At 66.2% G+C, this 22,520-nt stretch carries 22 protein-coding genes and 1 tRNA gene; 8 read left to right on the forward strand and 15 right to left on the reverse strand.

Annotated features, from left to right (window positions below):
• Positions 1-137: 137 nt before the first annotated feature.
• From clpX to AC3WMA_RS01160, 4 genes are all read right to left on the reverse strand, one after another.
• Positions 138-1,409 (reverse strand): ATP-dependent Clp protease ATP-binding subunit ClpX, encoded by a 1,272-nt coding sequence (clpX, locus tag AC3WMA_RS01145; RefSeq protein WP_199092832.1) that lies wholly within the window; start codon positions 1,407-1,409, stop codon positions 138-140.
• Positions 1,410-1,675: 266 nt separating this feature from the next.
• Positions 1,676-2,299, reverse strand: coding sequence for an ATP-dependent Clp protease proteolytic subunit (locus AC3WMA_RS01150; RefSeq protein WP_257731782.1), 624 nt, complete (start codon positions 2,297-2,299; stop codon positions 1,676-1,678).
• A 263-nt stretch (positions 2,300-2,562) separates the two neighbouring features.
• Positions 2,563-3,993: a trigger factor gene (gene tig, locus AC3WMA_RS01155; protein WP_492283585.1), complete on the reverse strand. Its 1,431-nt coding sequence runs from the start codon at positions 3,991-3,993 to the stop codon at positions 2,563-2,565.
• Between the two features lie 90 nt (positions 3,994-4,083).
• Positions 4,084-4,168, reverse strand: a tRNA-Leu gene (locus AC3WMA_RS01160).
• A gap of 188 nt (positions 4,169-4,356) precedes the next feature.
• On the opposite strand from AC3WMA_RS01160, the gene AC3WMA_RS01165 reads away from it, so the two are divergent.
• The gene (locus tag AC3WMA_RS01165) at positions 4,357-5,793 is read left to right on the forward strand and encodes a multicopper oxidase family protein (RefSeq protein WP_492283586.1); all 1,437 of its coding nucleotides are present in this window, start codon (positions 4,357-4,359) and stop codon (positions 5,791-5,793) included.
• A gap of 139 nt (positions 5,794-5,932) precedes the next feature.
• Here AC3WMA_RS01165 and AC3WMA_RS01170 read toward each other — a convergent pair whose 3' ends face one another.
• From AC3WMA_RS01170 to AC3WMA_RS01180, 3 genes are all read right to left on the reverse strand, one after another.
• Complete coding sequence (locus AC3WMA_RS01170; protein WP_492283587.1) at positions 5,933-6,457, reverse strand: gluconokinase; 525 nt, start codon at positions 6,455-6,457, stop codon at positions 5,933-5,935.
• 10 nt (positions 6,458-6,467) lie between these two features.
• Positions 6,468-7,448, reverse strand: a complete 981-nt coding sequence (gnd, locus tag AC3WMA_RS01175) for a phosphogluconate dehydrogenase (NAD(+)-dependent, decarboxylating) (RefSeq protein ID WP_492283588.1) — start codon at positions 7,446-7,448, stop codon at positions 6,468-6,470.
• 79 nt (positions 7,449-7,527) lie between these two features.
• Positions 7,528-8,397: a helix-turn-helix domain-containing protein gene (locus AC3WMA_RS01180; RefSeq protein ID WP_492283589.1), complete on the reverse strand. Its 870-nt coding sequence runs from the start codon at positions 8,395-8,397 to the stop codon at positions 7,528-7,530.
• On the opposite strand from AC3WMA_RS01180, the gene AC3WMA_RS01185 reads away from it, so the two are divergent.
• The 5 genes from AC3WMA_RS01185 to rpmG all read left to right on the forward strand — a co-directional run bounded on the left by AC3WMA_RS01185 (position 8,396) and on the right by rpmG (position 13,084).
• The gene (locus AC3WMA_RS01185) at positions 8,396-8,806 is read left to right on the forward strand and encodes a DUF2000 family protein (protein ID WP_492283590.1); all 411 of its coding nucleotides are present in this window, start codon (positions 8,396-8,398) and stop codon (positions 8,804-8,806) included. The genes AC3WMA_RS01180 and AC3WMA_RS01185 overlap by 2 nt on opposite strands.
• A gap of 423 nt (positions 8,807-9,229) precedes the next feature.
• Complete coding sequence (gene rnr / locus AC3WMA_RS01190; RefSeq protein WP_492283591.1) at positions 9,230-11,599, forward strand: ribonuclease R; 2,370 nt, start codon at positions 9,230-9,232, stop codon at positions 11,597-11,599.
• The gene (locus tag AC3WMA_RS01195; RefSeq protein WP_492283592.1) at positions 11,599-12,045 is read left to right on the forward strand and encodes a DUF983 domain-containing protein; all 447 of its coding nucleotides are present in this window, start codon (positions 11,599-11,601) and stop codon (positions 12,043-12,045) included. Before rnr ends, AC3WMA_RS01195 begins: the two co-directional genes overlap by 1 nt.
• Entirely contained in the window at positions 12,042-12,776 is a 735-nt protein-coding gene (locus AC3WMA_RS01200) for an NUDIX hydrolase (RefSeq protein WP_492283593.1), read from the forward strand. Before AC3WMA_RS01195 ends, AC3WMA_RS01200 begins: the two co-directional genes overlap by 4 nt.
• Before the next feature lie 140 nt (positions 12,777-12,916).
• The gene (gene rpmG, locus AC3WMA_RS01205) at positions 12,917-13,084 is read left to right on the forward strand and encodes a 50S ribosomal protein L33 (RefSeq protein ID WP_038367996.1); all 168 of its coding nucleotides are present in this window, start codon (positions 12,917-12,919) and stop codon (positions 13,082-13,084) included.
• 130 nt (positions 13,085-13,214) lie between these two features.
• Here the strand turns inward: rpmG and AC3WMA_RS01210 are convergent, their stop codons facing one another.
• From AC3WMA_RS01210 to AC3WMA_RS01225, 4 genes are all read right to left on the reverse strand, one after another.
• Positions 13,215-13,526 (reverse strand): I78 family peptidase inhibitor, encoded by a 312-nt coding sequence (locus AC3WMA_RS01210; RefSeq protein WP_492283594.1) that lies wholly within the window; start codon positions 13,524-13,526, stop codon positions 13,215-13,217.
• Between the two features lie 88 nt (positions 13,527-13,614).
• Positions 13,615-14,298 carry a DUF2161 domain-containing phosphodiesterase gene (locus AC3WMA_RS01215; RefSeq protein WP_492283595.1) on the reverse strand — a complete coding sequence of 228 codons (684 nt, stop codon included), beginning with the start codon at positions 14,296-14,298 and terminating at the stop codon, positions 13,615-13,617.
• Between the two features lie 194 nt (positions 14,299-14,492).
• Complete coding sequence (gene guaA / locus AC3WMA_RS01220; protein ID WP_492283596.1) at positions 14,493-16,061, reverse strand: glutamine-hydrolyzing GMP synthase; 1,569 nt, start codon at positions 16,059-16,061, stop codon at positions 14,493-14,495.
• 49 nt (positions 16,062-16,110) lie between these two features.
• Positions 16,111-17,409 (reverse strand): RsmB/NOP family class I SAM-dependent RNA methyltransferase, encoded by a 1,299-nt coding sequence (locus AC3WMA_RS01225; protein WP_492283597.1) that lies wholly within the window; start codon positions 17,407-17,409, stop codon positions 16,111-16,113.
• A gap of 183 nt (positions 17,410-17,592) precedes the next feature.
• Here AC3WMA_RS01225 and AC3WMA_RS01230 point away from each other — a divergent pair, with 183 nt between their 5' ends.
• Positions 17,593-17,730 carry a lipoprotein gene (locus AC3WMA_RS01230; protein WP_173046700.1) on the forward strand — a complete coding sequence of 46 codons (138 nt, stop codon included), beginning with the start codon at positions 17,593-17,595 and terminating at the stop codon, positions 17,728-17,730.
• 152 nt (positions 17,731-17,882) lie between these two features.
• Here the strand turns inward: AC3WMA_RS01230 and AC3WMA_RS01235 are convergent, their stop codons facing one another.
• Positions 17,883-18,536 carry a pentapeptide repeat-containing protein gene (locus AC3WMA_RS01235; protein WP_492283598.1) on the reverse strand — a complete coding sequence of 218 codons (654 nt, stop codon included), beginning with the start codon at positions 18,534-18,536 and terminating at the stop codon, positions 17,883-17,885.
• 135 nt (positions 18,537-18,671) lie between these two features.
• On the opposite strand from AC3WMA_RS01235, the gene AC3WMA_RS01240 reads away from it, so the two are divergent.
• Entirely contained in the window at positions 18,672-19,832 is a 1,161-nt protein-coding gene (locus tag AC3WMA_RS01240; RefSeq protein ID WP_492283599.1) for a glycerophosphodiester phosphodiesterase, read from the forward strand.
• Positions 19,833-19,918: 86 nt separating this feature from the next.
• Here AC3WMA_RS01240 and AC3WMA_RS01245 read toward each other — a convergent pair whose 3' ends face one another.
• The 3 genes from AC3WMA_RS01245 to AC3WMA_RS01255 all read right to left on the reverse strand — a co-directional run bounded on the left by AC3WMA_RS01245 (position 19,919) and on the right by AC3WMA_RS01255 (position 22,519).
• On the reverse strand, positions 19,919-20,203 hold the full coding sequence (locus AC3WMA_RS01245) for a hypothetical protein (protein ID WP_492283600.1): 285 nt from the start codon (positions 20,201-20,203) through the stop codon (positions 19,919-19,921).
• A gap of 121 nt (positions 20,204-20,324) precedes the next feature.
• Positions 20,325-21,119: an amino acid ABC transporter ATP-binding protein gene (locus tag AC3WMA_RS01250; protein ID WP_374678830.1), complete on the reverse strand. Its 795-nt coding sequence runs from the start codon at positions 21,117-21,119 to the stop codon at positions 20,325-20,327.
• A 20-nt stretch (positions 21,120-21,139) separates the two neighbouring features.
• Positions 21,140-22,519, reverse strand: coding sequence for an amino acid ABC transporter permease (locus AC3WMA_RS01255; RefSeq protein ID WP_492283601.1), 1,380 nt, complete (start codon positions 22,517-22,519; stop codon positions 21,140-21,142).
• Position 22,520: the final 1 nt, after the last annotated feature.

Consider the following 22,520-nt stretch of genomic DNA (forward strand, 5'->3'; position numbering starts at 1 on the left):
GAAGGACGGATACCGCGCCTTGCAGCGGTTCAATCTCGCGCAGGGGTGTTGCGATGCGAAACCGCGGCCAGCCCATGCCACCTGAAACGCAAAACGCGCGCCAAGGGCGCGCGTCCTGTTGTCGCAATCGGTGAGAGTCAGGAAGCCGAAGCGGTCTTCGTCTCGTCCTCGCGCTCCGCATAGATGAAGAGCGGGCGGGCCTTGTTCTCGACAGCCTCGGGGCCGATCACCACCTGCTCGACGCCTTCCAGGCCGGGCAGTTCGTACATGGTCTCCAGCAGGATGCCTTCCATGATCGAACGCAGGCCGCGCGCGCCGGTCTTCCGCTCGATCGCCTTGCGGGCGATCAGGCTGACGGCCTCGTCGGTGAAGGTGAGCTGGGTGTCCTCCATCTCGAACAGGCGCTGATACTGCTTGACCAGCGCGTTCTTCGGCTCGGTCAGGATGGTCTTCAGCGCCGGCTCGTCGAGATCCTCCAACGTCGCGAGGACCGGCAGACGGCCGACGAATTCGGGAATCAGGCCGAACTTCAGGAGATCCTCGGGCTCGACCTGACGGAAGATCTGGCCGATGCGGCGATCATCCGGGGCCTCGACCTTGGCGCCGAAGCCGATCGAGGTGCCCTTGCCGCGGCTCGAAATGATCTTGTCGAGACCGGCGAAGGCGCCGCCGCAGATGAAGAGGATGTTCGTCGTGTCGACCTGCAGGAACTCCTGCTGCGGATGCTTGCGCCCGCCCTGCGGCGGCACGGAGGCGACGGTGCCTTCCATGATCTTCAGCAGCGCCTGCTGGACGCCCTCGCCCGAAACGTCGCGGGTGATCGAGGGATTGTCCGACTTGCGGCTGATCTTGTCGATCTCGTCGATATAGACGATGCCGCGCTGCGCCCGCTCGACATTGTAGTCGGAGGCCTGGAGCAGCTTGAGGATGATGTTCTCGACATCCTCGCCGACATAGCCGGCCTCGGTCAGCGTCGTCGCGTCGGCCATGGTGAAGGGCACGTCGAGGATGCGGGCGAGCGTCTGCGCGAGCAGCGTCTTGCCCGAGCCGGTCGGCCCGATCAGCAGGATGTTCGACTTCGCGAGCTCGACGTCGTTCTGCTTCGTCGCGTGCGAGAGGCGCTTGTAGTGGTTGTGCACCGCCACGGAGAGCACCTTCTTGGCGTGCTCCTGGCCGATGACGTAGTCGTCGAGGACCTTGCGGATTTCCTTGGGGGTCGGCACGCCGTCCTTCGACTTCACCAGCGCGGATTTGGATTCCTCGCGGATGATGTCCATGCAGAGCTCGACGCATTCATCGCAGATGAACACGGTCGGGCCCGCAATGAGCTTGCGCACCTCGTGTTGGCTCTTGCCGCAGAAAGAGCAGTAAAGCGTGCTCTTCGAGTCGCCGCCGGGCTTGTTAGCCATCCGTCCATCTCCAGTTCGGGAGCCGTGAGCCGCATCGCGCGAGGCGGATGCGGCCGTCGTCTCTCCGTCATATCTAAGCGCTCAGATCACGATGATTAGGTTAACGGCCCGTTCCGGTACATTCGGATACGCAGGGCCGGCCCAAGCCGGATCAGAATGGAGCGCTCGTCCGCTCACCCCCGACCCCATGCAAACACGGGGCCGTCTCTCATTCAATATGGGGGCTCCGATCAGCCGGGCCAACCCACAGGATCGCGAGCGCCGGGTCAGGCCTCGGTCTCCGGCCGGCGCTCCATGACCTTGTCGATCAGGCCGAATTCCTTGGCCTGCTCGGCGGTCATGAAATTGTCGCGCTCCAGCGCGGCGTGGATGTCCTCGTAGGAGCGCCCGGTGTGCTTCACGTAGATCTCGTTCAGCCGCTTCTTCAGGCTCTCGACTTCCTTGGCATGGATCAGGATGTCGGTGACCTGGCCCTGGAAACCGCCGGAGGGCTGGTGAACCATGATGCGCGCGTTCGGCAGGGCGAAGCGCATGTCCTTGGCGCCGGCCGTCAGCAGGAGCGAGCCCATCGAGGCGGCCTGGCCGATGCAGACCGTCGTCACCGGGCAGCGGATCAGCTGCATGGTGTCGTAGATCGAGAGGCCGGAGGTGACCACGCCGCCCGGCGAATTGATGTAGAAGGAGATTTCCTTCTTGGGGTTCTCGGCTTCGAGGAACAGGAGCTGCGCCACGATCAGCGAGGCCGAGTAATCCTCGACCGGGCCGGTGAGGAAGATGATGCGCTCGCGCAGCAGGCGCGAATAGATGTCGAAGGCGCGCTCGCCGCGGCTCGACTGCTCGACCACCATCGGGACGAGATTGTTGTAGGTCTCGAGCGGATCGCGAAGCATGGATCTGTCCTTGAGGTGAAGGCACCGGGGAGCCGGCGCAATATCGAATCGGCAGCGTTTAGGAAGCCACCCACATAAGCACGGCAATCGCGGCTGAAAAGGGAAGCGCCGCCGGTCGCGAAGGCCGGCGGCGCGAATGCTGTCGTTAAGGTTGCCGTGAAGGCCAAATCGCCGGGCGCCCTATCGGACGCAAGGTGGCGATCCGGCTCTCTGGCCAGCATCAGATTGTTCCGAAAAGTGGTGCCCACTTTTCGGTCCGATGCTCAGGCAGACGCGTCGTCGGCCTTGGCTTCGGCCTTCTTCGTCTTCTTGGCGGCGGCCTTCTTCGGCTTGGCCTCGGTGGTCTCCTCGGCGTCCTCGTCAGCGTAGAGCGCCTCGCGCGAAACCGTCTGGTCCTCGACCTTCACCTGGCCGAGCAGATGGTCGACGACCTTCTCCTCGAAGATCGGGGCGCGGATTTCGGCCAGAGCCTGCGGGTTCTTGCGATAGAAGTCCCAGACCTGCTTCTCCTGGCCCGGGAACTGGCGGGCGCGCTCGATCAGGGCCTGCGTGACCTCGTCATCCGAGATCTGGACCTTGGCCTGCTCACCGATCTCAGCCAGCACGAGGCCCAGGCGCACGCGGCGCTCGGCGATCTTGCGGTAGTCGGCGCGGGCGGCGTCCTCGGTGGTGTCCTCGTCGGCGAAGGTCTTGTTGGCCTGCTTCATGTCGGCCTCGACCTGGCTCCAGACGCTGGCGAACTCCTGCTCGACCAGGGTCGGCGGCAGCTCGAAGGTGTACTTGCCGTCGAGCGCGTCGAGCAGGCCCTTCTTGAGCTTGCGGCGCGACTGGGCGGTGAAGTCACGGCCGATCTGCTCGCTCACGGCTTCCTTGAGCTTATCGAGCGACTCCATGCCGAAGGCCTTGGCCAGCTCGTCATTGATCTCGATGGCTTCCGGGCCCTGCACGTCGGTCACGGTGACCTCGAACTCGGCCGGCTTGCCGGCGAGGTTCTCGGCCGCATAGTTCTCGGGGAAGGTCACCTTGACGGTGCGGGTCTCGCCGGTCTTGGCGCCCTCGAGCTGCTCCTCGAAGCCCGGAATGAACTGGCCGGCGCCGAGATCGAGCGGGATGCCCTCGCCCGTGCCGCCGTCGAACTTCTCGCCGTCGAGCGTGCCGACGAAGGAGATGATCAGGCGATCGCCCTTCTCGGCCTTGGCCTTCTCGCCCTTGGAGGTGTAGCTGCGGTTGCCCGAGGCCATGCGCAGCAGCGCGGCGTCGACATCGGCGTCCGGAACCTCGGCGACCGGCTTCACGAGCGAGACGTCCGAGAGGTCGGCGAGCTCGATCTTCGGGAGAACCTCAAGCGCGACGGTGAAGGCGAGATCGCCCTTGGCCTCCATCGCGGCCTCGATCTCGTCCTTGTTCTCGGGGAAGCGAATCTGCGGCTCGAAGGCGAGCTTCAGGTTGTTGTCGGCGACGATCTTCTGGTTCGCCTCGTTGACGGCGTTCTGCAGCACGTCGGACATGACCGAGCGGCCATAGAGGCGGCGCAGATGCGCGACCGGCACCTTGCCCGGGCGGAAGCCATTGATCTTGGCCTTGCCCTGGAGGTCCTGAAGGCTGCCGTCGAGCCTGGTCTTCAGGTCGGCGGCATTCAGCACCACCTGGAATTCGCGCTTGAGGCCCTGGGACAGGGTTTCGGTCACGTTCATTTTTGTACCGCCAACAGCTCGTTTACGTCTCAATGTCCAAAGCGCGACGCCGGTTCCGACCGCCGCCGCGCTCGCGAAAAACTATGCCAGTGGTGCGGGCGGAGGGACTCGAACCCCCACGACTTTCGCCGCTGGTACCTAAAACCAGTGCGTCTACCAATTCCGCCACGCCCGCCGGCCGATAGCGCTGCGCGCGAGCAAACGCAGCGCGGCCATCGTCAAGCCGCAGGCCTATACGCATTTCGGCCGGGCCATGCAGCAAAAAAATGACGGTTCTGCAAAACAGGCCACCCGCAGCGCTTTTCGAAGCCGGGGCTGGACCGGCTCTCGCCAGAACCGGCCGGCCGGATTATGCGATAGGCCATGACGAAGCCGCCCGCCGCCGCCCGCCCCTCGCTCACGCGCCGCCATATGCTGGCGGGGCTCGGCGGCGCCTGCCTGATCGCGCCCTCAGCGGGTTTCGCGCAAGTTCCCGCCCCGACCGCCAAGCCGGCAAGCGAGCCGCAGCGGCAATCGCTCGTCGCCGCCCCGACGAAGGCCCGGCTGCGCCCGTCGCCGCCGGTCGATACGGAAATCTGGACCTTCGATGGCGCGACGCCGGCCCCTCCCTTGCGAATCAAGCAGGGCGAGACGCTGGCCGTGAAGCTCGAGAACAAGACCACGGCACCGCTCGACCTGCATTGGTACGGGCTGCGCGGCGAGGCCGAGCGCGATGGCGCCGCCAGCTTCACCCGCCCGCCGATCGCGCCCGGAGAAACCGGCGAGTTCCGGATCACGCCGCAGGATTCGGGCACCCTGCTCTATCGCCCGCTTCGAACCGCCGGCTCATCCGAACCTGCGGGCCGGGGCCTGAGCGGGCTCATCATCGTCGAGGAGAAGGAACCGCCCGCCGTCGATCTCGACCTGCCCGTCCTCATCACGGACTGGCTGATCGGCGACGACCAGGCGATCCAGCCCTTCGTGCTGCAGGGCAACGCCGCGGCCTCGGCCGGGCGGCTCGGGAGCTGGCTGACCGTCAATGGCCGTTCGCCGCCGCAGCCGATCACGGCCCGGCCGGGCGCGCGCATCCGCCTCAGGCTCGCCAATGCCTGCAATGCCCGGATCATGCGATTGCGCTTCGACGGCGGCAAGGCGACCGTGATCGCGGTCGACAGCCAGCCGACCGAGAGTTTCGAGCCGGTGCGCGCGCAATTGCCCTTCGCGCCGGGCACGCGCTACGACGTCATCCTCGACCTGCCGATCGAGGTCGGCGCCGCCGTCAATGTCAGCGCCCTGATCGGCGGCGGGCTGCCTTTGGTGCGGATCGTCACGGCGGGCCAGCCACAGGTGCCGCCAGCGGCCGCGCCGGCCCTCAAGCTCAACCCTGCCCTGCCCCTCGGCGTGCGCATGCAGGATGCGCTTCGCCCCGAACTCGTGATCGAGGGCGGCGCCAAGCTGACCGAGGACCAGAAGCTCGATTTCACCGGGCTCGATCTTGCCAGCCCGTGGCGGGTCAATGGCGGCACCGGCTCCTTCGAGGGCAAGCCGCTGTTCAGCGTCAAGCGCGGCACGCCGATCGTCATGGCGATCGACAACCGCACCGCCTTCATCCAGCCGTTCCATGTCCACGGCCACAGCTTCCGGCTGCTGCATCCGCTCGACGACGGCTGGGAGAACTATTTCCTCGACACCGTGCAGATTCCCGAGCGCAAGAAGCTGCATATCGCCTTCATCGCCGACAATCCCGGCCGCTGGCTGATCTCGTCGACGGTGCTGGAGCGCTTCGACCTCGGGCTGTGGAGCTGGTTCGAGGTGACGTGAAAGTGGACGGCCTCGACTCAGTCGTCATTCTCGGGCGGAGCGAAGCGCAGACCCGAGAATCTCATGACGAGAAGACACTGGTTTCCGAGATGCTCGGGTCAAGCCCGAGCATGACGGCTGCGGTTGGCCATCCAGCCGCCTACAACCCCAGCCGCTCGACCACGTCCTGCACGATCGCGTCCTTGCTGTCCTCGACCGAGACGACCAGCGGCCTCTCGTCGTCGCCCGGCTCCTCCAGCGCGGCGAACTGGCTGTCGAGCAGGGCCGGCGGCATGAAATGGTGCTGGCGGGCCGCCATGCGCCGGCCGATCAGCTCACGCGAGCCCTTGAGATAGACCAGGCGCACATCCGGCCGGTCGCCGACGATCACCTGCCGATAGGCGCGCTTCAGCGCCGAGCAGGTGACGATGCCGTGCTCGCCCTTGGCCCGCAGGTCATCGATCCATGCAGCAATGGCCGCGAGCCAGGGCTTGCGATCGTCGTCGTTGAGCGGCGTGCCGCCGGCCATCTTGGCGACGTTCTCTGGCGGATGGAAGGAATCGGCATCGCGGAAGGGCCAGCCGAGACGCTCCGCCAGCCGTTCGCCGAGCGAGGTCTTGCCCGAGCTGGCGACGCCCATGACGACGATGACGGCCGGGCGACCGCCGCTTGCTGCCTCTGCCACCGCTTCGGCCCTACTTCTTGGCTTCGACATGGCCGCCGAAGCCGGCTCGCATGGCCGAGAGGATCTTCTCGCCGAAGGTATGGTCGACGCGCGAGCGGAAGCGGGCGAACAGCGCCGAGGTCAAGACCTCGGCCGGGGTCGCGGTTTCGACGGCGGCATCGACCGTCCAGCGGCCCTCGCCGGAATCCGAGACATTGCCGGTATAGGAGGAGAGCTCCTCGTCGGCGGCCAGCGCCTCGGCCGTGAGATCAAGCAGCCAGGAGGTGACGACCGAACCGCGGCGCCAGACCTCGGCGATCTCGGCGGTATCGAAATCGAAGCCGTATTCGGCCGGCAGGCCTTCCTTGGCCGAGGCGTTGCGCAGCAGGTCGAAGCCCTCCGCGAAAGCCTGCATCATGCCGTATTCGATGCCGTTATGGATCATCTTGACGAAATGGCCGGAGCCGGTCGGGCCGCAATGCAGATAGCCCTGCTCGCTCGTCGGGTTGCGGCCCTCGCGATGCTTGGTCGGCTCGATCTCGCCCTTGCCGGGCGCCAGTGTGGCGAAGATCGGCTCCAGCCGGTCGAAGGCCGCCTTGTCGCCGCCGATCATCAGGCAGTAGCCGCGGTCGAGTCCGTGGACACCGCCGGAGGTGCCGATATCCATGTAATGGATGCCCTTGGCCCCAAGCTCCTTGCCGCGGCGGACATCGTCCTTCCAGAAGGCGTTGCCGCCGTCGATCAGCGTGTCGCCCTCACTGAGGAGGCCGGCGAGCTCGGCCAGCGTCGCCTCGGTGATCTTGCCGGCCGGCAGCATCACCCAGATGGCGCGGGGCGCCTTGAGCTTGGCGACCATGTCCTTGAGATCGGCGGCAACGATCGCGCCATCGGCGGCGAGCGCCTGGCCCGGCTTCGGATCGCGATCATAGACCACGCATTCATGGCCGGCGCGCATCAGGCGGCGCACGATGTTGCCCCCCATCCGGCCGAGGCCGATCACTCCAAGCTGCATCTCAGACACTCCGCAAAGCCGGCTCTCGCTGCTTCAAGCATGGAGGCGGCGGGCGGAGCAAGCCAGCGCGACGCAGGTCTCAGGCCCGGATTTGCCGTTGCAGAGCCCGCCAGCGCCCCGGCGTGACGCCATAGGCGCGGCGGAACTGGCGGGTGAGATGGCTTTGGTCGGCGAAGCCGCAGGCGAAGGCCACATCGGCCAGGGACGCGCCTTCCGCCAGCATCCGGCGGGCGCGATCCAGGCGGCGCATCACGAGGTAGTTATAGGGGCTGGTGCCGAAAGAGGCGCGGAACTGGCGCGCCAAGGCGAAGCGATCGAGCCCCGTCATGACTTCCAGCCGGCTTGAATCCACGGCCTCCGTCGCGTGGGCATCGAGATAATCGCGCGCCCGCTCCAGCGCCGTGGCATCGCGCCTGGACGGGCGAGCACTCCCGGCCGAGGGATCGAGCGCGAGCAGGGCCTGCGCGAGCCGCTCGACCAGATCGTCCACCGCCAGCGGATCAAGCGGCTCGTCGAGATCGCGCAGCGCGCGGGCGATCGCCGCGACGAGGCGGGGCTCCTGCGAAACGGCTGTGGATATGAAGGGCAAGGCGCGGCCGCCCTCGCCCATCGCCTGCCGGATCAGGCGCGGCTCGACATAGAGCATGCGGTAGCGGAAGCCGCTCTCGATGCCGGAGCGGCCGTTGTGGACCTCGTCGGGATGCAGGACGATGGCATGGCCACCGAGGCTGTCGCGCCTGGTGCCACGATAATCGAAGGACTGCACGCCCGAGAGTGTCAACCCGAAGGCATAGGTGTCATGGCGGTGCGGATCGTAGGCATAGCCGCGGAAGAACGCCTCCATGCGCTCGATGCCATCCGCGCCGGTGCCGAGCCGGACCCAGTCCCGCTCGGGCCCGCACGATCGTTCAAGACGGGCCTTGCCGGCCTCGGTTAGCGATGCATCCATGCGTTACGATACCAAGATCGCCATCGTGGTTCGCGATGATCTCGCAACCTGGCAAAAACTCAATGTCGCCAGCTTCCTCGCCGGCGGCCTCGTCGGAGCCTCTCAGAAACTCGCCGGTGAACCTTATCAGGATGCCTCCGGCCGCTTCTACGGGTCCTTGATCCGCCAGCCCGTCCTGATCTTCGCGGCCAGCGCCGCAGAGCTTACCAACGTGCTCCAGCGGGCGCAGCAACGCGGCGTCCGGCCGCATCTCTATACGAAAGAGCTGTTCGCGACCGGCAATGACGTGGACAACCGCGCTGCCGTCGCTGCGGTGGCTACGGATGCGCTCGATCTCGTCGGCATCGGGCTCCATGCCGAGCGCAAGGAGATCGACAAGATCATCAAGGGGCTGAAGCTGCACGGCTAACGCGTTGCGGATGGTGCCCTTCTCGCAGACTTCGCTGCCTCATTCCTGTGCAACGCAAGAGCCGGCTCATATTTTTACGGCCCGGAACGCGACTTTCGTCGGGCTCGTCCAGCGCATTTTTTGGCATTTACGACTACCGCAGAATCGCCTTAGCCTCCTTCTTGTCGGTAACAACTGAAAGGAGGTGATCCAGTGTCTCATTGTCATCAACCGCTGGTGCAAGGCGGGCGGACCTGGACCTCTTCTTGCTGGGGTTTCTTTTCCGCGTGAGTTTTCGCACCTTCAGATCCGGTTCGCCGGGTCGCGGTTCGGCAATGGAAGGGCTGCCCGCAAGGGCAGCCCTTCTTGCTTTTGGGCCGCCAATGCTGGCGCCCGGCCGCAAGCCGTGGCAGACAGGCGGCGTGTCACGCTTTTCCCTGCCCAATGCCCCGAGTACCGGCCGTGTCCGTTCCTGATCCGAGCCGCGAGGCCATTCTCGACTTCATCGAGGAAGAGCGCGCTGCCGGCCGCGAGGTCGGCCGCCGCGAGATCGCCAAGGCCTTCGGGCTCGATGGCGGCGGCAAGATCTGGCTGAAGCGCCTGCTCAAGGAGATGGCGGAGGAAGGCGAGATCGGCGGCGACGGCAAGGAGCGCCCCGTCCATTCGCGCGGTGCGCTGCCGCCCGTGCTGCTCTCGGAGATCAAGCGCCGCGACCGCGAGGGCGACCTCGTCGCCCAGCCGCTGGAATGGGACGAGGCCGAGAACGGCGCCCCGCCGCAGATCCTGATCGAACGCAGCCGCGAGGGGCGCCGCAAGGACAAGTCGACAGCGCCTGCGCCAGGCGTCGGCGATCAGGTCATCCTCAAGCTGACGCGTCTGCGTGGCGTCGATGGCTTCGGCTATTCCGGCCGCGTGCTCAAGGTGATGGGCAAGGCCAAGGCCGCCATCCTCGGCATCTTCCGCGCCCTGCCCGATGGCTCCGGCCGGCTGGTGCCGATCGACAAGAAGGCGCAGGGGCGCGAAGCGATCATTCCGAAGGGCCGCACGGCCGATGCGCAGGACGGAGACCTCGTCTCGGTCAGCCTGCGCCGCGAGAGCCGCTTCGGCCCGCCGGAGGCGCAGGTGCGCGAGCGGCTCGGCTCGATCAAGTCCGAACGCGCCGTCAGCCTCATCGCGATCCATGCCCACGGCATCCCGCATGAATTCCCGCCGGCCGCCCTTCAGGAAGCGGCGAACGCGCCGCTTGCGAGCCTGAAAGGGCGTGAGGATTGGCGCGCGTTGCCGCTCGTCACCATCGACCCGGCCGATGCCAAGGACCATGACGACGCGGTCCATGCCGTGCCGGACGACAATCCGGACAATCCCGGCGGCTTCATCGTCACCGTCGCCATCGCCGATGTCGCGAGCTATGTCACGCCGCACTCTGCGCTCGACCGCGAGGCGCTGGAGCGCGGCAACTCGGTCTATTTCCCCGACCGCGTCGTGCCGATGCTGCCGGAGCGGATCTCGAACGATCTTTGTTCGCTGCGCGAGCAGGAGGACCGGCCGGCGCTCGCCGTCCGGCTCGTGCTCAAGGCGGACGGCTCGAAGAAGAGCCATTCCTTCCACCGTGTGCTGATGCGCTCGGCGGCGAAGCTCTCCTACCAGCAGGCTCAGGCCGCGATCGACGGACAGACCGACGAGAAGACCGCGCCGATCCGGGAGAGCGTGCTGATGCCGCTCTGGGCGGCCTATGGCATTGCGGCGCGCGCCCGCGACCAGCGCCAGCCGCTCGAGCTCGACCTGCCAGAGCGCAAGCTGATCCTGAAACCGGACGGTTCGGTCGATCGCGTCATCGTGCCGGAGCGGCTCGCTGCGCACCGATTGATCGAGGAATTCATGATCCTCGCCAATGTCGCGGCGGCCGAGACGCTGGAGAAGGCCGGCAGCCTCTTGATCTATCGCTGCCATGACGAGCCCTCGCTGGAGAAGATGCGGGCCCTCAGTGAGGTGCTGGCCTCGATCGGCATCAAGCTGCCGCAGGACGGGGCGCTGAGGCCCGTGCTGTTCAACCGCATCCTGGCGATGATCAAGGGCTCGGAGAACGAGACACTGATCAACGAGGTCGTGCTGCGCACGCAGGCGCAGGCCGAGTATGTCGCCGAGAATTACGGGCATTTCGGCCTCAACCTGCGCCGTTACGCCCATTTCACCTCGCCGATCCGGCGCTATGCCGACCTGATCGTGCATCGCGCCCTGATCACGGCGCTGAAGCTTGGCGATGACGGCCTGCCGAAGAGCGTCACGCTCGCGGAGCTGCGCGAGGTCGCGACCCGCATCTCGGCGGCAGAGCGGCGCGCCATGGCGGCCGAGCGCGAGACCACCGACCGCCTGATCGCGCATTTCCTCGCCGACCAGATCGGCGCGAGCTTCGACGGGCGCATCGGCGGCGTGCACAAGGCCGGTCTGTTCGTGAAGCTCGACGGCACCGGCGCCGACGGCTTTATCCCAGCCTCGACGCTGGGCGGCGACTACTATCGCTATGACGAAGCGGCCCACGCGCTGATCGGCGAGCGCACCGGCGAGAGCTGGCGCCTCGGGGACCGCGTCCATGTGAAGCTCGTCGAGGCCGCACCGGTCGCGGGCGCGCTGCGCTTCGAGATCCTCTCGCCCGGGCGGAAAGTGGCCACAGGCGGCGCCGGCAGGCGACGCGGCGGTGCCGTGCCTTTCGGGACGAGCCGGCCGGCGGCCAGCTTCGGCAAGAAGGGCAAGCCGGGCGGGGGCAGCTTCGGCAAAAGCAAGTCGGGCAAGGGCAAGCCCGGCAAGAGGCGGTGATGGGCGTCCAGGTCCATAGCGCGGGCACGCAGCTCGAAGAGCGCGACTGGCGCCAAGCGGTAGCGCGCGGCCTGCGCGGCCGCTGCCCGCATTGCGGCAAGGGCCGTTTGTTCCGCGCCTTCCTAAAGCCCGTCGATCGATGCGAGGCCTGCGGCGAAGACCTGCATCACCAGCGTGCCGACGACCTACCGCCCTATATCGTGATCACCATCGTCGGCCACATCATCGTCGGCGGCCTGTTGCTCGCGGAGAAGTTCGCGGACTGGCCGATGTGGCTGCACATGACCGTCTGGCCCTTGCTCACCATCATCCTGTCCTTCGCGCTGATGCAGCCCGTCAAGGGTGGCGTCGTCGGCCTGCAATGGGCCGTGCGCATGCATGGCTTCGGCGGCGAGCCCGACCGGCCCGAACGCCAGCCCCTGCCCCCTTCGGATTCCCGTTCATGACCGACCATACCGTCACCTTGACCCAGGCCGAGCGGGCGCGCACCACCGCCAACCAGCGTCCCAAGGACGCCGCGACCATGATGATCCTGGATCGCAGCGGCACGCGCCCGAAGGTGCTGATGGGCAAGCGCCATGCGAGCCACAAGTTCATGCCGGGCAAATATGTCTTCCCCGGCGGGCGCGTCGATGCCGGCGACCGGCAGATGGTCGCGACCGGCGCCGTGCCGCAGATCTGCGAGGACCGGCTCGGCAAGCGCTGCCTGCGCCCCAGCGCCGGCAAGGCCCGTGCATTGGCGATGGCCGCGATCCGCGAGACCTTCGAGGAAACCGGGCTGCTCTTCGGCTCCGACGAGTTCGGCGCGCCGGATGCCCCGCCGCCGGGAAGCTGGAGCGATTTCGCCGCGCAGGGCATCTATCCCGATCTCTCGGCGGTGACCTTCGTCGCGCGCGCGATCACGCCGCCGCGCCGACCCAAGCGATTCGACACCCGCTTCTTCGCGATCGACGCCTCCGCCGTCGCCAAGCGTATCGACGGCATCATCGGCCCCGATTCGGAGCTGGTGGATTTCGTCTGGGTCGATTTCGACGAAGCGAAGGAACTCGACCTGCCGACCATCACCAAGGTGATCATCCAGGAGGTCGAGGCCCGGATCGAGGGTGGTTTCGCGCCCTATCTGCCGGTCCCGTTCTATTGGGAGAAGCGCGGCAGCTTCGTGCGCGAGGAGCTCTGAGAGGCCTTTCGCGCCGCCGAGCTATTCTTCCTTGACTTCGCCGGCCCTTTGCGGCATTCCCCGCGCTGACGGTTTGCCGGGTTCGCCCGGCCATTTTCTTTTCCGAGGGCCTTTGGCCCGCATGGTTCGAGGATAGACCCATGGCCAAGGCCGTGACGATCAAAATCAAGCTGCTTTCGACCGCCGACACCGGCTTCTTCTACGTGACGAAGAAGAACTCGCGTACGATGACCGAGAAGATGTCGAAGAAGAAGTACGACCCCGTCGCGCGCAAGCACGTCGAGTTCAAGGAAACCAAGATCAAGTGAGGCCTTGGCCTCCCGATCTGATTTCACTTTGAAAAACCGCCCTTTCGGGCGGTTTTTTCGTTCAGGGCCTTAGCGTCGCGACAGCGCAGCCGGCGGCGACCGAAGGCTCGGAGATGCCGCCGCTCCGCCCCTAGCCGCAATAGGCGCGGATGATCCGGCCGGTCTTCGGATCGGTCTCGATGGTCACCCGCTCCTTGCGGTAATCCATGGTCACGCCCTGCCCCGGCCGAATCTGACGCACGATCGTCGCGCCGGTGGCCTGCTGGGCTTCGGCATCGCTGACACGGGCCTTGCCGGCCAGAGCCTCGGCAGCATCCTCGCTGCACGCACCGGGCAAGCCTGGCGCGGTTCCCATCGGAGCCTGCTGCGCATCGCTCTGGCAAGCCGCCAGTGTCAAGGCTGCCAGCGACAGCACCCCAGCCGCCAGAAATTTCTGCGCCATCATCACAACCCCTTTCAGGCAATTCGAACGATCGCCGGAGGCTCTACGATCGCGTTGAGGCGCAGCCATGGCAAGGGGATGGCCGCGCTCAGGCTGCGAGCCCCGCCGCCGGGGTCACCGGGAGCTGGGCATGCCATGCGGCCAAGGCGCTGCGGCCGGCCTCCGTCAGCGCATAGACCCCACGCCCGGAGCGCTCGAACCAGCCATAGACGTTGCGGTGCAGGATTTTCTGGGCATCGGGACAGGACGGCTTGAGGTCGCGCGGCCGTTTCGGCTCAGCGGCCATGGCCGCGGCGCAGGCCAGCGCCTGCTGGCGATAGGCCGTCATGATCGGCTTGCGCGTGCCGCCACCCATGGCCGGGTCGCCCTGGCGGCGCTTGTGCTCATCCACCAGCCGCGAGCGCCGGCGCGGGTCCTTGCGCGGCGTGGGTGCCGCCGGTGAGACAAGGATGGAGACATCGCCGGCCTTCGAGATGCCGAGCAATCCGAAGCCGAGGCGCCGGCAGAGATTGCGATAGCGCGGATCGCTCTCGCGCCCCTTCCCGCGGGCGGAGAGCTGAGCCGCCAGCCAGATCTCATCGCCGAGGCTGAGCCGATCGACGCCCTGCAGGACGAGCTCGAGATTGAAGCTCATCTTCAGTTCGCCGATCACCACGACGGAGGGATCGCCGTCACGCAGCCCGACAAGGTCGCAAGGCCCGATCTCGCCCTTGACGGTGTAGCCTAGCGCTTCAAGGAAGCGCTTGACGGGCAGATAGAGCGACGTTTCCACATCCACCTCCGGAGAACAGGCAGCCATCTTGACCGGCAGTCGTTTCGGAGAGGCAAATGCCGGCAGCGTCATGACGACTCAAACGAAAAATCCACCCGCCATGGGCCGAGATCGTCGGCCGATGGGGGTGGATTTGATGTCAACGATCTGCGATCAGCCGCGAATGCGGCTCGGGTAGATGGCGTTGCCGCCCCTCACTCCCACTCGATCGTGCCGGGAGGCTTCGAGGTCACGTCGTAGACGACGCGGTTGATGCCCTTGACCTCGTTGATGATCCGGGTCGCGGCGCGGCCGAGGAAGTTCATGTCGAAGGGATAGAAATCCGCCGTCATGCCGTCGACCGAAGTCACCGCGCGCAGCGCGCAGACATGGTCATAGGTCCGGTAATCGCCCATCACGCCGACGGTGCGCACCGGCAGCAGCACAGCGAAGGCCTGCCAGATCACATCGTAGAGGCCGGCCTTGCGGATCTCGTCGAGATAGATCGCATCCGCCTTGCGCAGGATGTCGAGCTTCTCCCTGGTGATCTCGCCGGGGCAGCGAATGGCGAGGCCCGGTCCCGGGAAGGGGTGGCGGCCGACGAAGGCCTCGGGCAGGCCGAGCTCGCGGCCGAGCACGCGTACCTCGTCCTTGAACAATTCGCGCAGCGGCTCGACGAGCTTCATCTTCATGCGCTCGGGCAGGCCGCCGACATTGTGGTGGCTCTTAATGGTCACCGAGGGACCGCCGGAGAACGACACGCTCTCGATAACATCGGGATAGAGCGTGCCCTGCGCCAGGAAATCGGCGCCGCCGAGCTTGGCGGCCTCGGCATCGAAGACGTCGATGAAGAGCCGGCCGATGGTCTTGCGCTTGGCTTCCGGATCGGCGCCGCACTTGGCAAGCTCGGAGAGGAAAAGCTCTTCGGCCTCAACATGGACCAGCGGGATGTTGTAGTGATCCCTGAACAGGCGGACGACCTCTTCGGCCTCGTTCATCCGCATCAGGCCGTGGTCGACGAATACGCAGGTGAGCTGGTCGCCGATCGCCTCGTGAATCAGCACCGCCGCCACCGCCGAGTCGACACCGCCGGAGAGGCCGCAAATGACGCGGCCGGTGCCGACCTGCTCGCGGATCTTCTTCTGCATCTCGGAGCGGTAGGCCGACATGCTCCAGTCCGGCTTGCAGCCACAGATCTCGACGACGAAATTGCGCAGCAGCTTGCCGCCATCGGGCGTGTGGACCACTTCGGGGTGGAACATCGTGGTGTAGAAACGCCTCTCCTCATCGCTCGCCACCGCGAAGGGGGCGTTCTCCGAGGTCGCCTTGACCGAGAAGCCAGCAGGCAGTTCGGTGACGCGGTCACCATGGCTCATCCAGACCGGATAGCGCGCGCCCTTTTCCCAGACGCCTTCGAACAATTTCGACGGCGCGACGATCTCGACATCGGCGCGGCCGAATTCGGCAGCGTGGCCGCCCTCGACCTTGCCGCCGAGCTGATGCGCCATGGTCTGCTGGCCGTAGCAGATGCCCATCAGCGGGATGTTGGCGCTGAAGACGGCGTCGGGAGCGCGCGGGCTGCCCTCGTCCGGCACCGAGGCCGGGCCGCCCGAGAAGATCACGCCCTTCGGCTTCATGCGCGCGAAGGCGTCGGCCGCCGACTGGAACGGGGCGATCTCGCAATAGACGCCGATCTCACGGATGCGCCGCGCGATCAGCTGCGTCACCTGCGAACCGAAATCGATGATGAGGATGGAGTCGTGATGGGGCTGAGCGCTCGTCATCGCGTTCCGTTAATGGATCGCGCGGGCGCGTGCAACGCCCGCGACAGCCTCAATCCCCGCGCTGGAGGCAAGCCAGATAGAACCCGTCCGTGCCGGTGCGCCGTGGCGAGAGCTGCAGGCCGAATTCCGTGCCGAAGCGGGCGAGCAGGGAGAAGTCGCTTTCGGCACCCTTGAGCACGTCGATCGGCGCGATGGCGGAGAAGCCAGCATGCTTGCCGAGGAAGGCGCGGATCGCCTCGTCGTTCTCCTCCGGCAGCACCGAGCAGGTGATATAGGCGATGCGGCCGCCGGGCTTCACCAGCCTCGCGGCGCGGGCCAGAACCTCGGCCTGATCCTTGACGCGCTCGGCCAGCGCGCCGGGACGCACGCGCCATTTCGCATCCGGATTGCGCCGCCAGGTGCCGGAGCCGGTGCAGGGCGCGTCGACCAGCACGAGGTCGACCTGGCCGGCGATATCGGCGAAGGGCTCGTGGCCGCGCGAGCGGGGAATGCGAACCTCGACGATGGAGGCGCCCGAGCGCGCCAGCCGGTCATGCAGCGGCGCGAGGCGGCGGCTGTCGAGATCGGTGGCATAGAGGCTGCCGCGATTGGCCATCAGCGCGGCCAGCGCCAGCGTCTTGCCCCCTGCCCCGGCGCAGAGATCGATCACGGTCTGGCCCGGCTGGGCTCCCGCCAGCAGCGTCACCAGCTGCGAGCCCTCGTCCTGTATCTCGAAGGCGCCGGCGAAGAAGCCGGGCTCGGTCTGCAACGAGGGGCCGCGCCCGTCATGGCCGGGCTGGAAGCGCAGGGCGTCGGGCGACCAGGGGCCCTGCTCCGGCTGGAGATGGGCGAGATCGTTCAGCACGGCATCACGGCCAGCCTTGAGGCGGTTGACGCGCAGATCGATCGGCGCGCGCGCGGCCAGCGCCTCGCCCTCAGTGATGGCAGCCTTGCCCAAGCCCGCATGGAACGATGGCCAGAGCCATTCCGGGACGTCTGCCTGCACCCAATCAGGCGCGCCCTCGACCGAAAAGGCGGTGAGCAGCGCGGTCTCGTCGTCGCTCAGGGGCTGCGGCGCGTGATTCTCGCCGGAGCACAGCGCCGCGATCTCGGCGACGCCGAGGCCGCGCAGGCCGGCGAGCATGCCGAGGACGAGCGCGCGCGGCGTCTCGGACGCCATCGCATAGCCGGACGAAGCCTTGCGGCGGAGCGCGTCATAGACCAGCGAGGCGACGGCCGCGCGGTCCTTCGAGCCGGCGAAGCGGCGCGACAGGCCCCAGTCCTTGAGCGAATCGGCAGCCGGCCGGCGGCGTTCGACGATATCCTGAAGCACCTCGATGGCGGCGCTGATCCGGGCGGCTGGGGTCATGACACTTCAATCCTGGCACGGCCGGACGCGCTCCGGAATGCCGCAAAACGAGGTCGAACGAGCTTCGACCGATTCAAACATGACGCTGGGACATGAAGGCCCCGGCGCCAGACTCTTGACGCGGTCGTTTCACAAGGGGAAAGACGATGCAACCGCATGTCGCGGCCAACGGGATCTCCACACATGAAAAGCGCCAGCCGCATCCTCATCCTGAGCCTCGTCGCGCTCGGCCTCGCCGCCTGCGCCACCCAGCAGCCGGACTACACCCCGCCGGCCTCCAAGCGCCTCGACGCCAAGACGACCCTCGAGAACCGCCGCTGAGATTGCGCGGGACGGGACGGCAGCGCTTAAGCAGCGTTCCGATCGCATCAGCGCTCGAACGAAACCCGCACCGGCTTTCCGGAGCGGGTTTTTTCTTGGGCTGAATCACAGTCCGTTTCCGGGCAAGGCTGCTGCGATGATCCGCGGCAAGGTCATTTCCGGCGGACATCCAGCCCCAGCGCTTTTGCGAAGATGATCGTCTGATCGATCGTGATGATCGCGCCCCTGATCTGCGTGTTCGCCGGCTCCAGTGCGCTGAGATCGCTGCCTCTCAGGTCGCAATTCGAGAAATCGGCGCTGTGCAGCCACGCGCCCGACAGGTCGACGTCCCGGATCGAGCCATCCTGGCAGCGCGCGCCGGTCAAGTCCGCCTCGCGTAATCGCGTACCCCGGAAACTCGCTTTCCGCAGGTCCGCTCCGGGAAGCCCGACAAAGGACCAGTCGCCGTCGACGACTTTCATGCTGTCGAACTGGCAACCGTCGAACATGCTGCCCACGAACTTGCATTCGGTGAAGGTCGTGTCGAAGAAATTGCAGCCAGCAAAGGTGCAGTTCACGAAAGCGGCGCTGTGATGCGTGGAGCCGTTGAAGCGCGCCCGGCGAAATGTACATTCGGTGAAGACGCAGCCCGTATTCCGGGCCTCGCTCAGATCGAGATCGGCGAACAGCGTGCTCTGGTAGCGCTGCCGGTTGAGTTCGTCGCCATACCAATCCGCGCCGGCAATCGTTTCGATCGTCTTGGGCGCGGGTTCGCCGTATCGTCGTTCAGCCGTGATGTGTGTGCTCGTCCGAAACGCGGCCCGCACACTATCCGATTCCCGACCACTCCCAAGTCAGGTGAAAGCCGCTACACTCCCCTCAAATCCAAGCGCTCGCCTTCATGGCCGTGTCATATCCGCCGCCTTAAGGTCCCACGCATTTTCGCGAGGCTGAGCCAGACCATGACAAAGCAATTCCTTCTCTCGACGACGCTTCTCGCCGCTCTGGCCTTCCAGGCTCCGGCCGCGTTCGCGCAGGCCGCTCCGACGCTTTCCGGCCAGAAGCCGATCGTCGTCGCCCATCGCGGCGCCAGCGGCTACCTGCCGGAGCATACGATCGAGGGCTACAAGCTCGCGATCCAGCAGGGCGCCGACTTCATCGAGCCCGACCTCGTCTCGACCAAGGACGGCGTGCTGATCGTCCGCCACGAGCCGATGCTATCAGGCACGACCGATGTCGCCGATCGCCCGGAATTCGCCAACCGCAAGACCACCCGTAAGGTCGACGGCGTCGACACCACCGACTGGTTCGCCAACGACTTCACCGCTGCCGAGATCAAGACGCTGAGGGCCAAGCAGGCCTTCGCCGATCGCGACCAGTCGCATAACGGCAAGTACGCGATCCCGACCTTCCAGGAGGTGATCGACCTCGCCAAGGCCGAGAGCGCTCGCACCGCCCGCACCATCGGCATCTATCCCGAGACCAAGCATCCGACCTATCACGCCGCGCTCGGCCTCGCCTTCGAGGACAAGCTTTTGGACATGCTCAAAGCCGCCGGCTGGACCGACAAGGCGGCGCCGGTCTTCATCCAGAGCTTCGAGACGGCGAACCTGAAATACCTGCGCCCGAAGACGCAATTGCGCCTGGTTCAGCTCGTCGATGGCGATGGCGTCGACAAGGACGGCAAGGTGACACTGGTCGCGCCCTTCGACCGCCCGTACGACTTCGCCGTGCTCGGCGACAAGCGGACCTTCCAGGACATGCTCTCGGCCGAGGGCCTGAAGGAGATCGCGACCTATGCCGACGGCGTCGGCCCGTGGAAGCCCTATCTGATCGGCGCCAAGCAGACGATCGGCACTGATGGCAAGCCGCAGGACCTCAATGGCGACGGCGCGATCGACGAGCGCGACCGCACCCTGATCGCCCCGACCAATGTCGTGAAGGACGCCCATGCGGCGGGCCTGCTGGTCCATAGCTGGACCTTCCGCAGCGAGCCGAAGCGCCTGGCCTCCGACTTCAAGGGCGATGCCGGCGCCGAGTACAAGGCCTTCTTCGCGATCGGGCTCGACGGCCTGTTCTCGGACTTCCCCGACCAGGCCGTGAAGGCGCGCGACGGCAAGTAAGTCCGATTTCCAGCAGAAGGCCCGCGACGCTCGGCGTCGCGGGCCTTTTTCATGGACGGATGTCGCGCCTGCCGGAGCAGCAAAACTCAATCGCAAACGCGAGTCGTGCGTCGCACGGTGCCGCGCGGGGTTTCGCGCTCGGTCGTCACGGTGCGGCAGTCGTCGCCGCGATAATTGGCCCGGCGCCATTCGCGCTCGCGATGCCGCTCATATCGGTCGCGCCGCTCCTCGCGGATTTCCCGGTCGATGGCTCGGTCACGCGGTGAGCGCGTATCGACGCTGACGCCGCCGGGGCCGACATTGATCGACTGGGCATAGGCCCCGCCGCTCATCAGAATGGCGGCGAGCAGGGCAGGAACAAGTCGTTTCATGGCTTTTCCTCCGTTTGCACAACAACGGATCAGCCAGGCATTCGTTCCACGATGCATCCGGAACGCAAAAGGGCGCGCCGGAACTCCGGCGCGCCCTTGTCGATGAAAAAGTCTTCCAGGCTCAGTGCAGGATCTGGCTGAGGAAGAGCTTGGTGCGCTCGTGCTGCGGGTTCTTGAAGAACTCGTTGGGGGTGTTCATCTCGACGATCTGGCCGGCATCCATGAAGATGACGCGGTCGGCGACCTGACGGGCGAAGCCCATCTCGTGGGTGACGCAGAGCATGGTCATGCCTTCCTCGGCCAGCGAGACCATGGTGTCGAGCACTTCCTTGACCATTTCCGGATCGAGCGCCGAGGTCGGCTCGTCGAACAGCATGATCTTAGGGCTCATGCAGAGCGAGCGGGCGATCGCCACGCGCTGCTGCTGGCCGCCCGAGAGCTGGCCCGGATATTTGTGAGCCTGCTCGGGAATCTTGACGCGCTTGAGATAGTGCATGCCGATCTCCTCGGCATCCTTCTTGGGCATCTTGCGCACCCAGATCGGCGCCAGCGTCAGGTTCTCGAGGATCGTCAGATGCGGGAACAGGTTGAAGTGCTGGAAGACCATGCCGACGTCGCGGCGGATCTCGTCGATCTTCTTGAGATCGTTGGTCAGTTCCGTGCCGTCGACGATGATCTGGCCCTTCTGGTGCTCTTCCAGACGATTGATGCAGCGGATCATCGTGGACTTGCCCGAGCCGGAAGGTCCGCAGATGACCAGCTTCTCGCCCCGGCCGACCTTCAGGTTGATGTCGCGCAGCACGTGGAACTCGCCATACCACTTGTTCACGCCGATCATCTCGACGGCGGTCGCGGTGTTCAGCGAGGTCTGCTTCAGCGCCGCGGGGCGGGAGCCGGTCGTCTTGGTTTCTGCCATTGCCATTGTTGTCGTCCCTCTCAACGTTTTTGGCCGGCGGCGAGGCGCTTCTCGACCGCAATCGAATAGCGCGACATTCCCCAGCAGCACAGGAAATAGAAGATGGCGGCGAAAGCGTAACCTGTCGACCGTGTCGTGGGCGTCGCCCAGGTCGGATCGATCAGCGTCGCCTCGATGGTGCGCAGGAAGTCGAAGATGCCGACGATGGTGACCAGCGTCGTATCCTTGAACAGCCCGATGAAGGTGTTGACGATGCCCGGGATCACGATGCGCAGGGCCTGCGGCAGAATGATCAGGCGCATCATCTGCCAGTAGCCGAGGCCGAGCGACATCGCGCCCTCGTACTGGCCCTTCGGCATCGCCTGCAGGCCGCCGCGCACCACCTCTGCCATATAGGCGGCGGCGAAGAGCGCGACGCCGATCAGCGGCCGCAGCAGACGGTCAGGCGACCATTCCTGCGGCACGAAGAGCGGCAGCATGGTGTTGGCCATGAACAGAACGGTGATCAGCGGCACGCCACGCACGAACTCGATGAAGATCACCGAGAGCAGCTGGATCGCCGGCAGCCGCGAGCGTCGGCCGAGAGCGAGCAGCACGCCGAGCGGCAGCGAGAAGACGATGCCGACCGCCGAGATCAGGAAGGTCACGGTCATGCCGCCCCAGAGGCCGGTATCGACGCGCGGCAGGCCGACCTTGTCGGCGAGGATCGCCAGCAGGCCGAAGACGACGAGCGAGATCAGGATCAGGCGCTTCGGCCGGTAGAAGCGCTGCCAGGCCGGCATCGCCTCCTCGACCGCGAGTTGCCCCTCGCCGATCCAGAACTTCATCAGCCCCGGCACGAACGAAAGCACCAGATAGAGCACCGCCAGAGCGAAGGTGACGATGATCAGGAAGCGCAGGAAGCTCTCGGCGCGCGGGCCGCCGAGCAGCAGGATGAAGGCGCTCGCCGGCAGGATGACGAAGAAGAAGAAGAAACCGACCTTCTTCAGTGGCATCCTGTTCCAGAGCAGCCAGACCACGCCCAGCGCGAACATCGCGAAGACGATGTTGACGCGCCAGCGCTCCGCCACGGGATAGGAGCCATAGATGAAGTACTGGGTGCGATCCGCGATATAGGCCCAGCACGCCCCGACGGGCCGGCCAACCTTGTCGGCGAGGCAGGCGTCGCGGTTCGTGCCGGTCCAGACCGCATCAAGGATGTAGAAGCGGACCATCCCCGGAACCGTGTCGATCACGAGCCAGACGCAGAGCAGCGTCAGGATCGCGTTGAGCGGGCTGGAGAACAGGTTGCCCCTGATCCAGGCCAGCGGGCCGGCGACGGAGAGCGGCGCCGGCTCCTGCTGGAGCGTCTCCTTGCGGACGAAGGCGAAGGGCGCGTTTTCGGTTGTTGCGTCGGTCATC

It is taken from the genome of Allobosea sp. FW305-C-101 (assembly GCF_058783685.1).

What these genes read in the sequence shown, in the direction of transcription:
- guaA (WP_492283596.1), bottom strand. Translation starts at nt 16,061, where the DNA reads ATGACGAGCGCTCAGCCCCATCACGACTCCATCCTCATCATCGATTTC.
- AC3WMA_RS01210 (WP_492283594.1), bottom strand. Translation starts at nt 13,526, where the DNA reads ATGGCGCAGAAATTTCTGGCGGCTGGGGTGCTGTCGCTGGCAGCCTTG.
- AC3WMA_RS01240 (WP_492283599.1), top strand. Translation starts at nt 18,672, where the DNA reads ATGACAAAGCAATTCCTTCTCTCGACGACGCTTCTCGCCGCTCTGGCC.
- AC3WMA_RS01180 (WP_492283589.1), bottom strand. Translation starts at nt 8,397, where the DNA reads ATGGATGCATCGCTAACCGAGGCCGGCAAGGCCCGTCTTGAACGATCG.
- AC3WMA_RS01200 (WP_492283593.1), top strand. Translation starts at nt 12,042, where the DNA reads ATGACCGACCATACCGTCACCTTGACCCAGGCCGAGCGGGCGCGCACC.
- tig (WP_492283585.1), bottom strand. Translation starts at nt 3,993, where the DNA reads ATGAACGTGACCGAAACCCTGTCCCAGGGCCTCAAGCGCGAATTCCAG.
- AC3WMA_RS01225 (WP_492283597.1), bottom strand. Translation starts at nt 17,409, where the DNA reads ATGACCCCAGCCGCCCGGATCAGCGCCGCCATCGAGGTGCTTCAGGAT.
- rnr (WP_492283591.1), top strand. Translation starts at nt 9,230, where the DNA reads ATGCCCCGAGTACCGGCCGTGTCCGTTCCTGATCCGAGCCGCGAGGCC.
- rpmG (WP_038367996.1), top strand. Translation starts at nt 12,917, where the DNA reads ATGGCCAAGGCCGTGACGATCAAAATCAAGCTGCTTTCGACCGCCGAC.
- AC3WMA_RS01195 (WP_492283592.1), top strand. Translation starts at nt 11,599, where the DNA reads ATGGGCGTCCAGGTCCATAGCGCGGGCACGCAGCTCGAAGAGCGCGAC.
- gnd (WP_492283588.1), bottom strand. Translation starts at nt 7,448, where the DNA reads ATGCAGCTTGGAGTGATCGGCCTCGGCCGGATGGGGGGCAACATCGTG.
- AC3WMA_RS01150 (WP_257731782.1), bottom strand. Translation starts at nt 2,299, where the DNA reads ATGCTTCGCGATCCGCTCGAGACCTACAACAATCTCGTCCCGATGGTG.
- clpX (WP_199092832.1), bottom strand. Translation starts at nt 1,409, where the DNA reads ATGGCTAACAAGCCCGGCGGCGACTCGAAGAGCACGCTTTACTGCTCT.
- AC3WMA_RS01255 (WP_492283601.1), bottom strand. Translation starts at nt 22,519, where the DNA reads ATGACCGACGCAACAACCGAAAACGCGCCCTTCGCCTTCGTCCGCAAG.
- AC3WMA_RS01250 (WP_374678830.1), bottom strand. Translation starts at nt 21,119, where the DNA reads ATGGCAGAAACCAAGACGACCGGCTCCCGCCCCGCGGCGCTGAAGCAG.
- AC3WMA_RS01185 (WP_492283590.1), top strand. Translation starts at nt 8,396, where the DNA reads ATGCGTTACGATACCAAGATCGCCATCGTGGTTCGCGATGATCTCGCA.
- AC3WMA_RS01165 (WP_492283586.1), top strand. Translation starts at nt 4,357, where the DNA reads ATGACGAAGCCGCCCGCCGCCGCCCGCCCCTCGCTCACGCGCCGCCAT.
- AC3WMA_RS01245 (WP_492283600.1), bottom strand. Translation starts at nt 20,203, where the DNA reads ATGAAACGACTTGTTCCTGCCCTGCTCGCCGCCATTCTGATGAGCGGC.
- AC3WMA_RS01230 (WP_173046700.1), top strand. Translation starts at nt 17,593, where the DNA reads ATGAAAAGCGCCAGCCGCATCCTCATCCTGAGCCTCGTCGCGCTCGGC.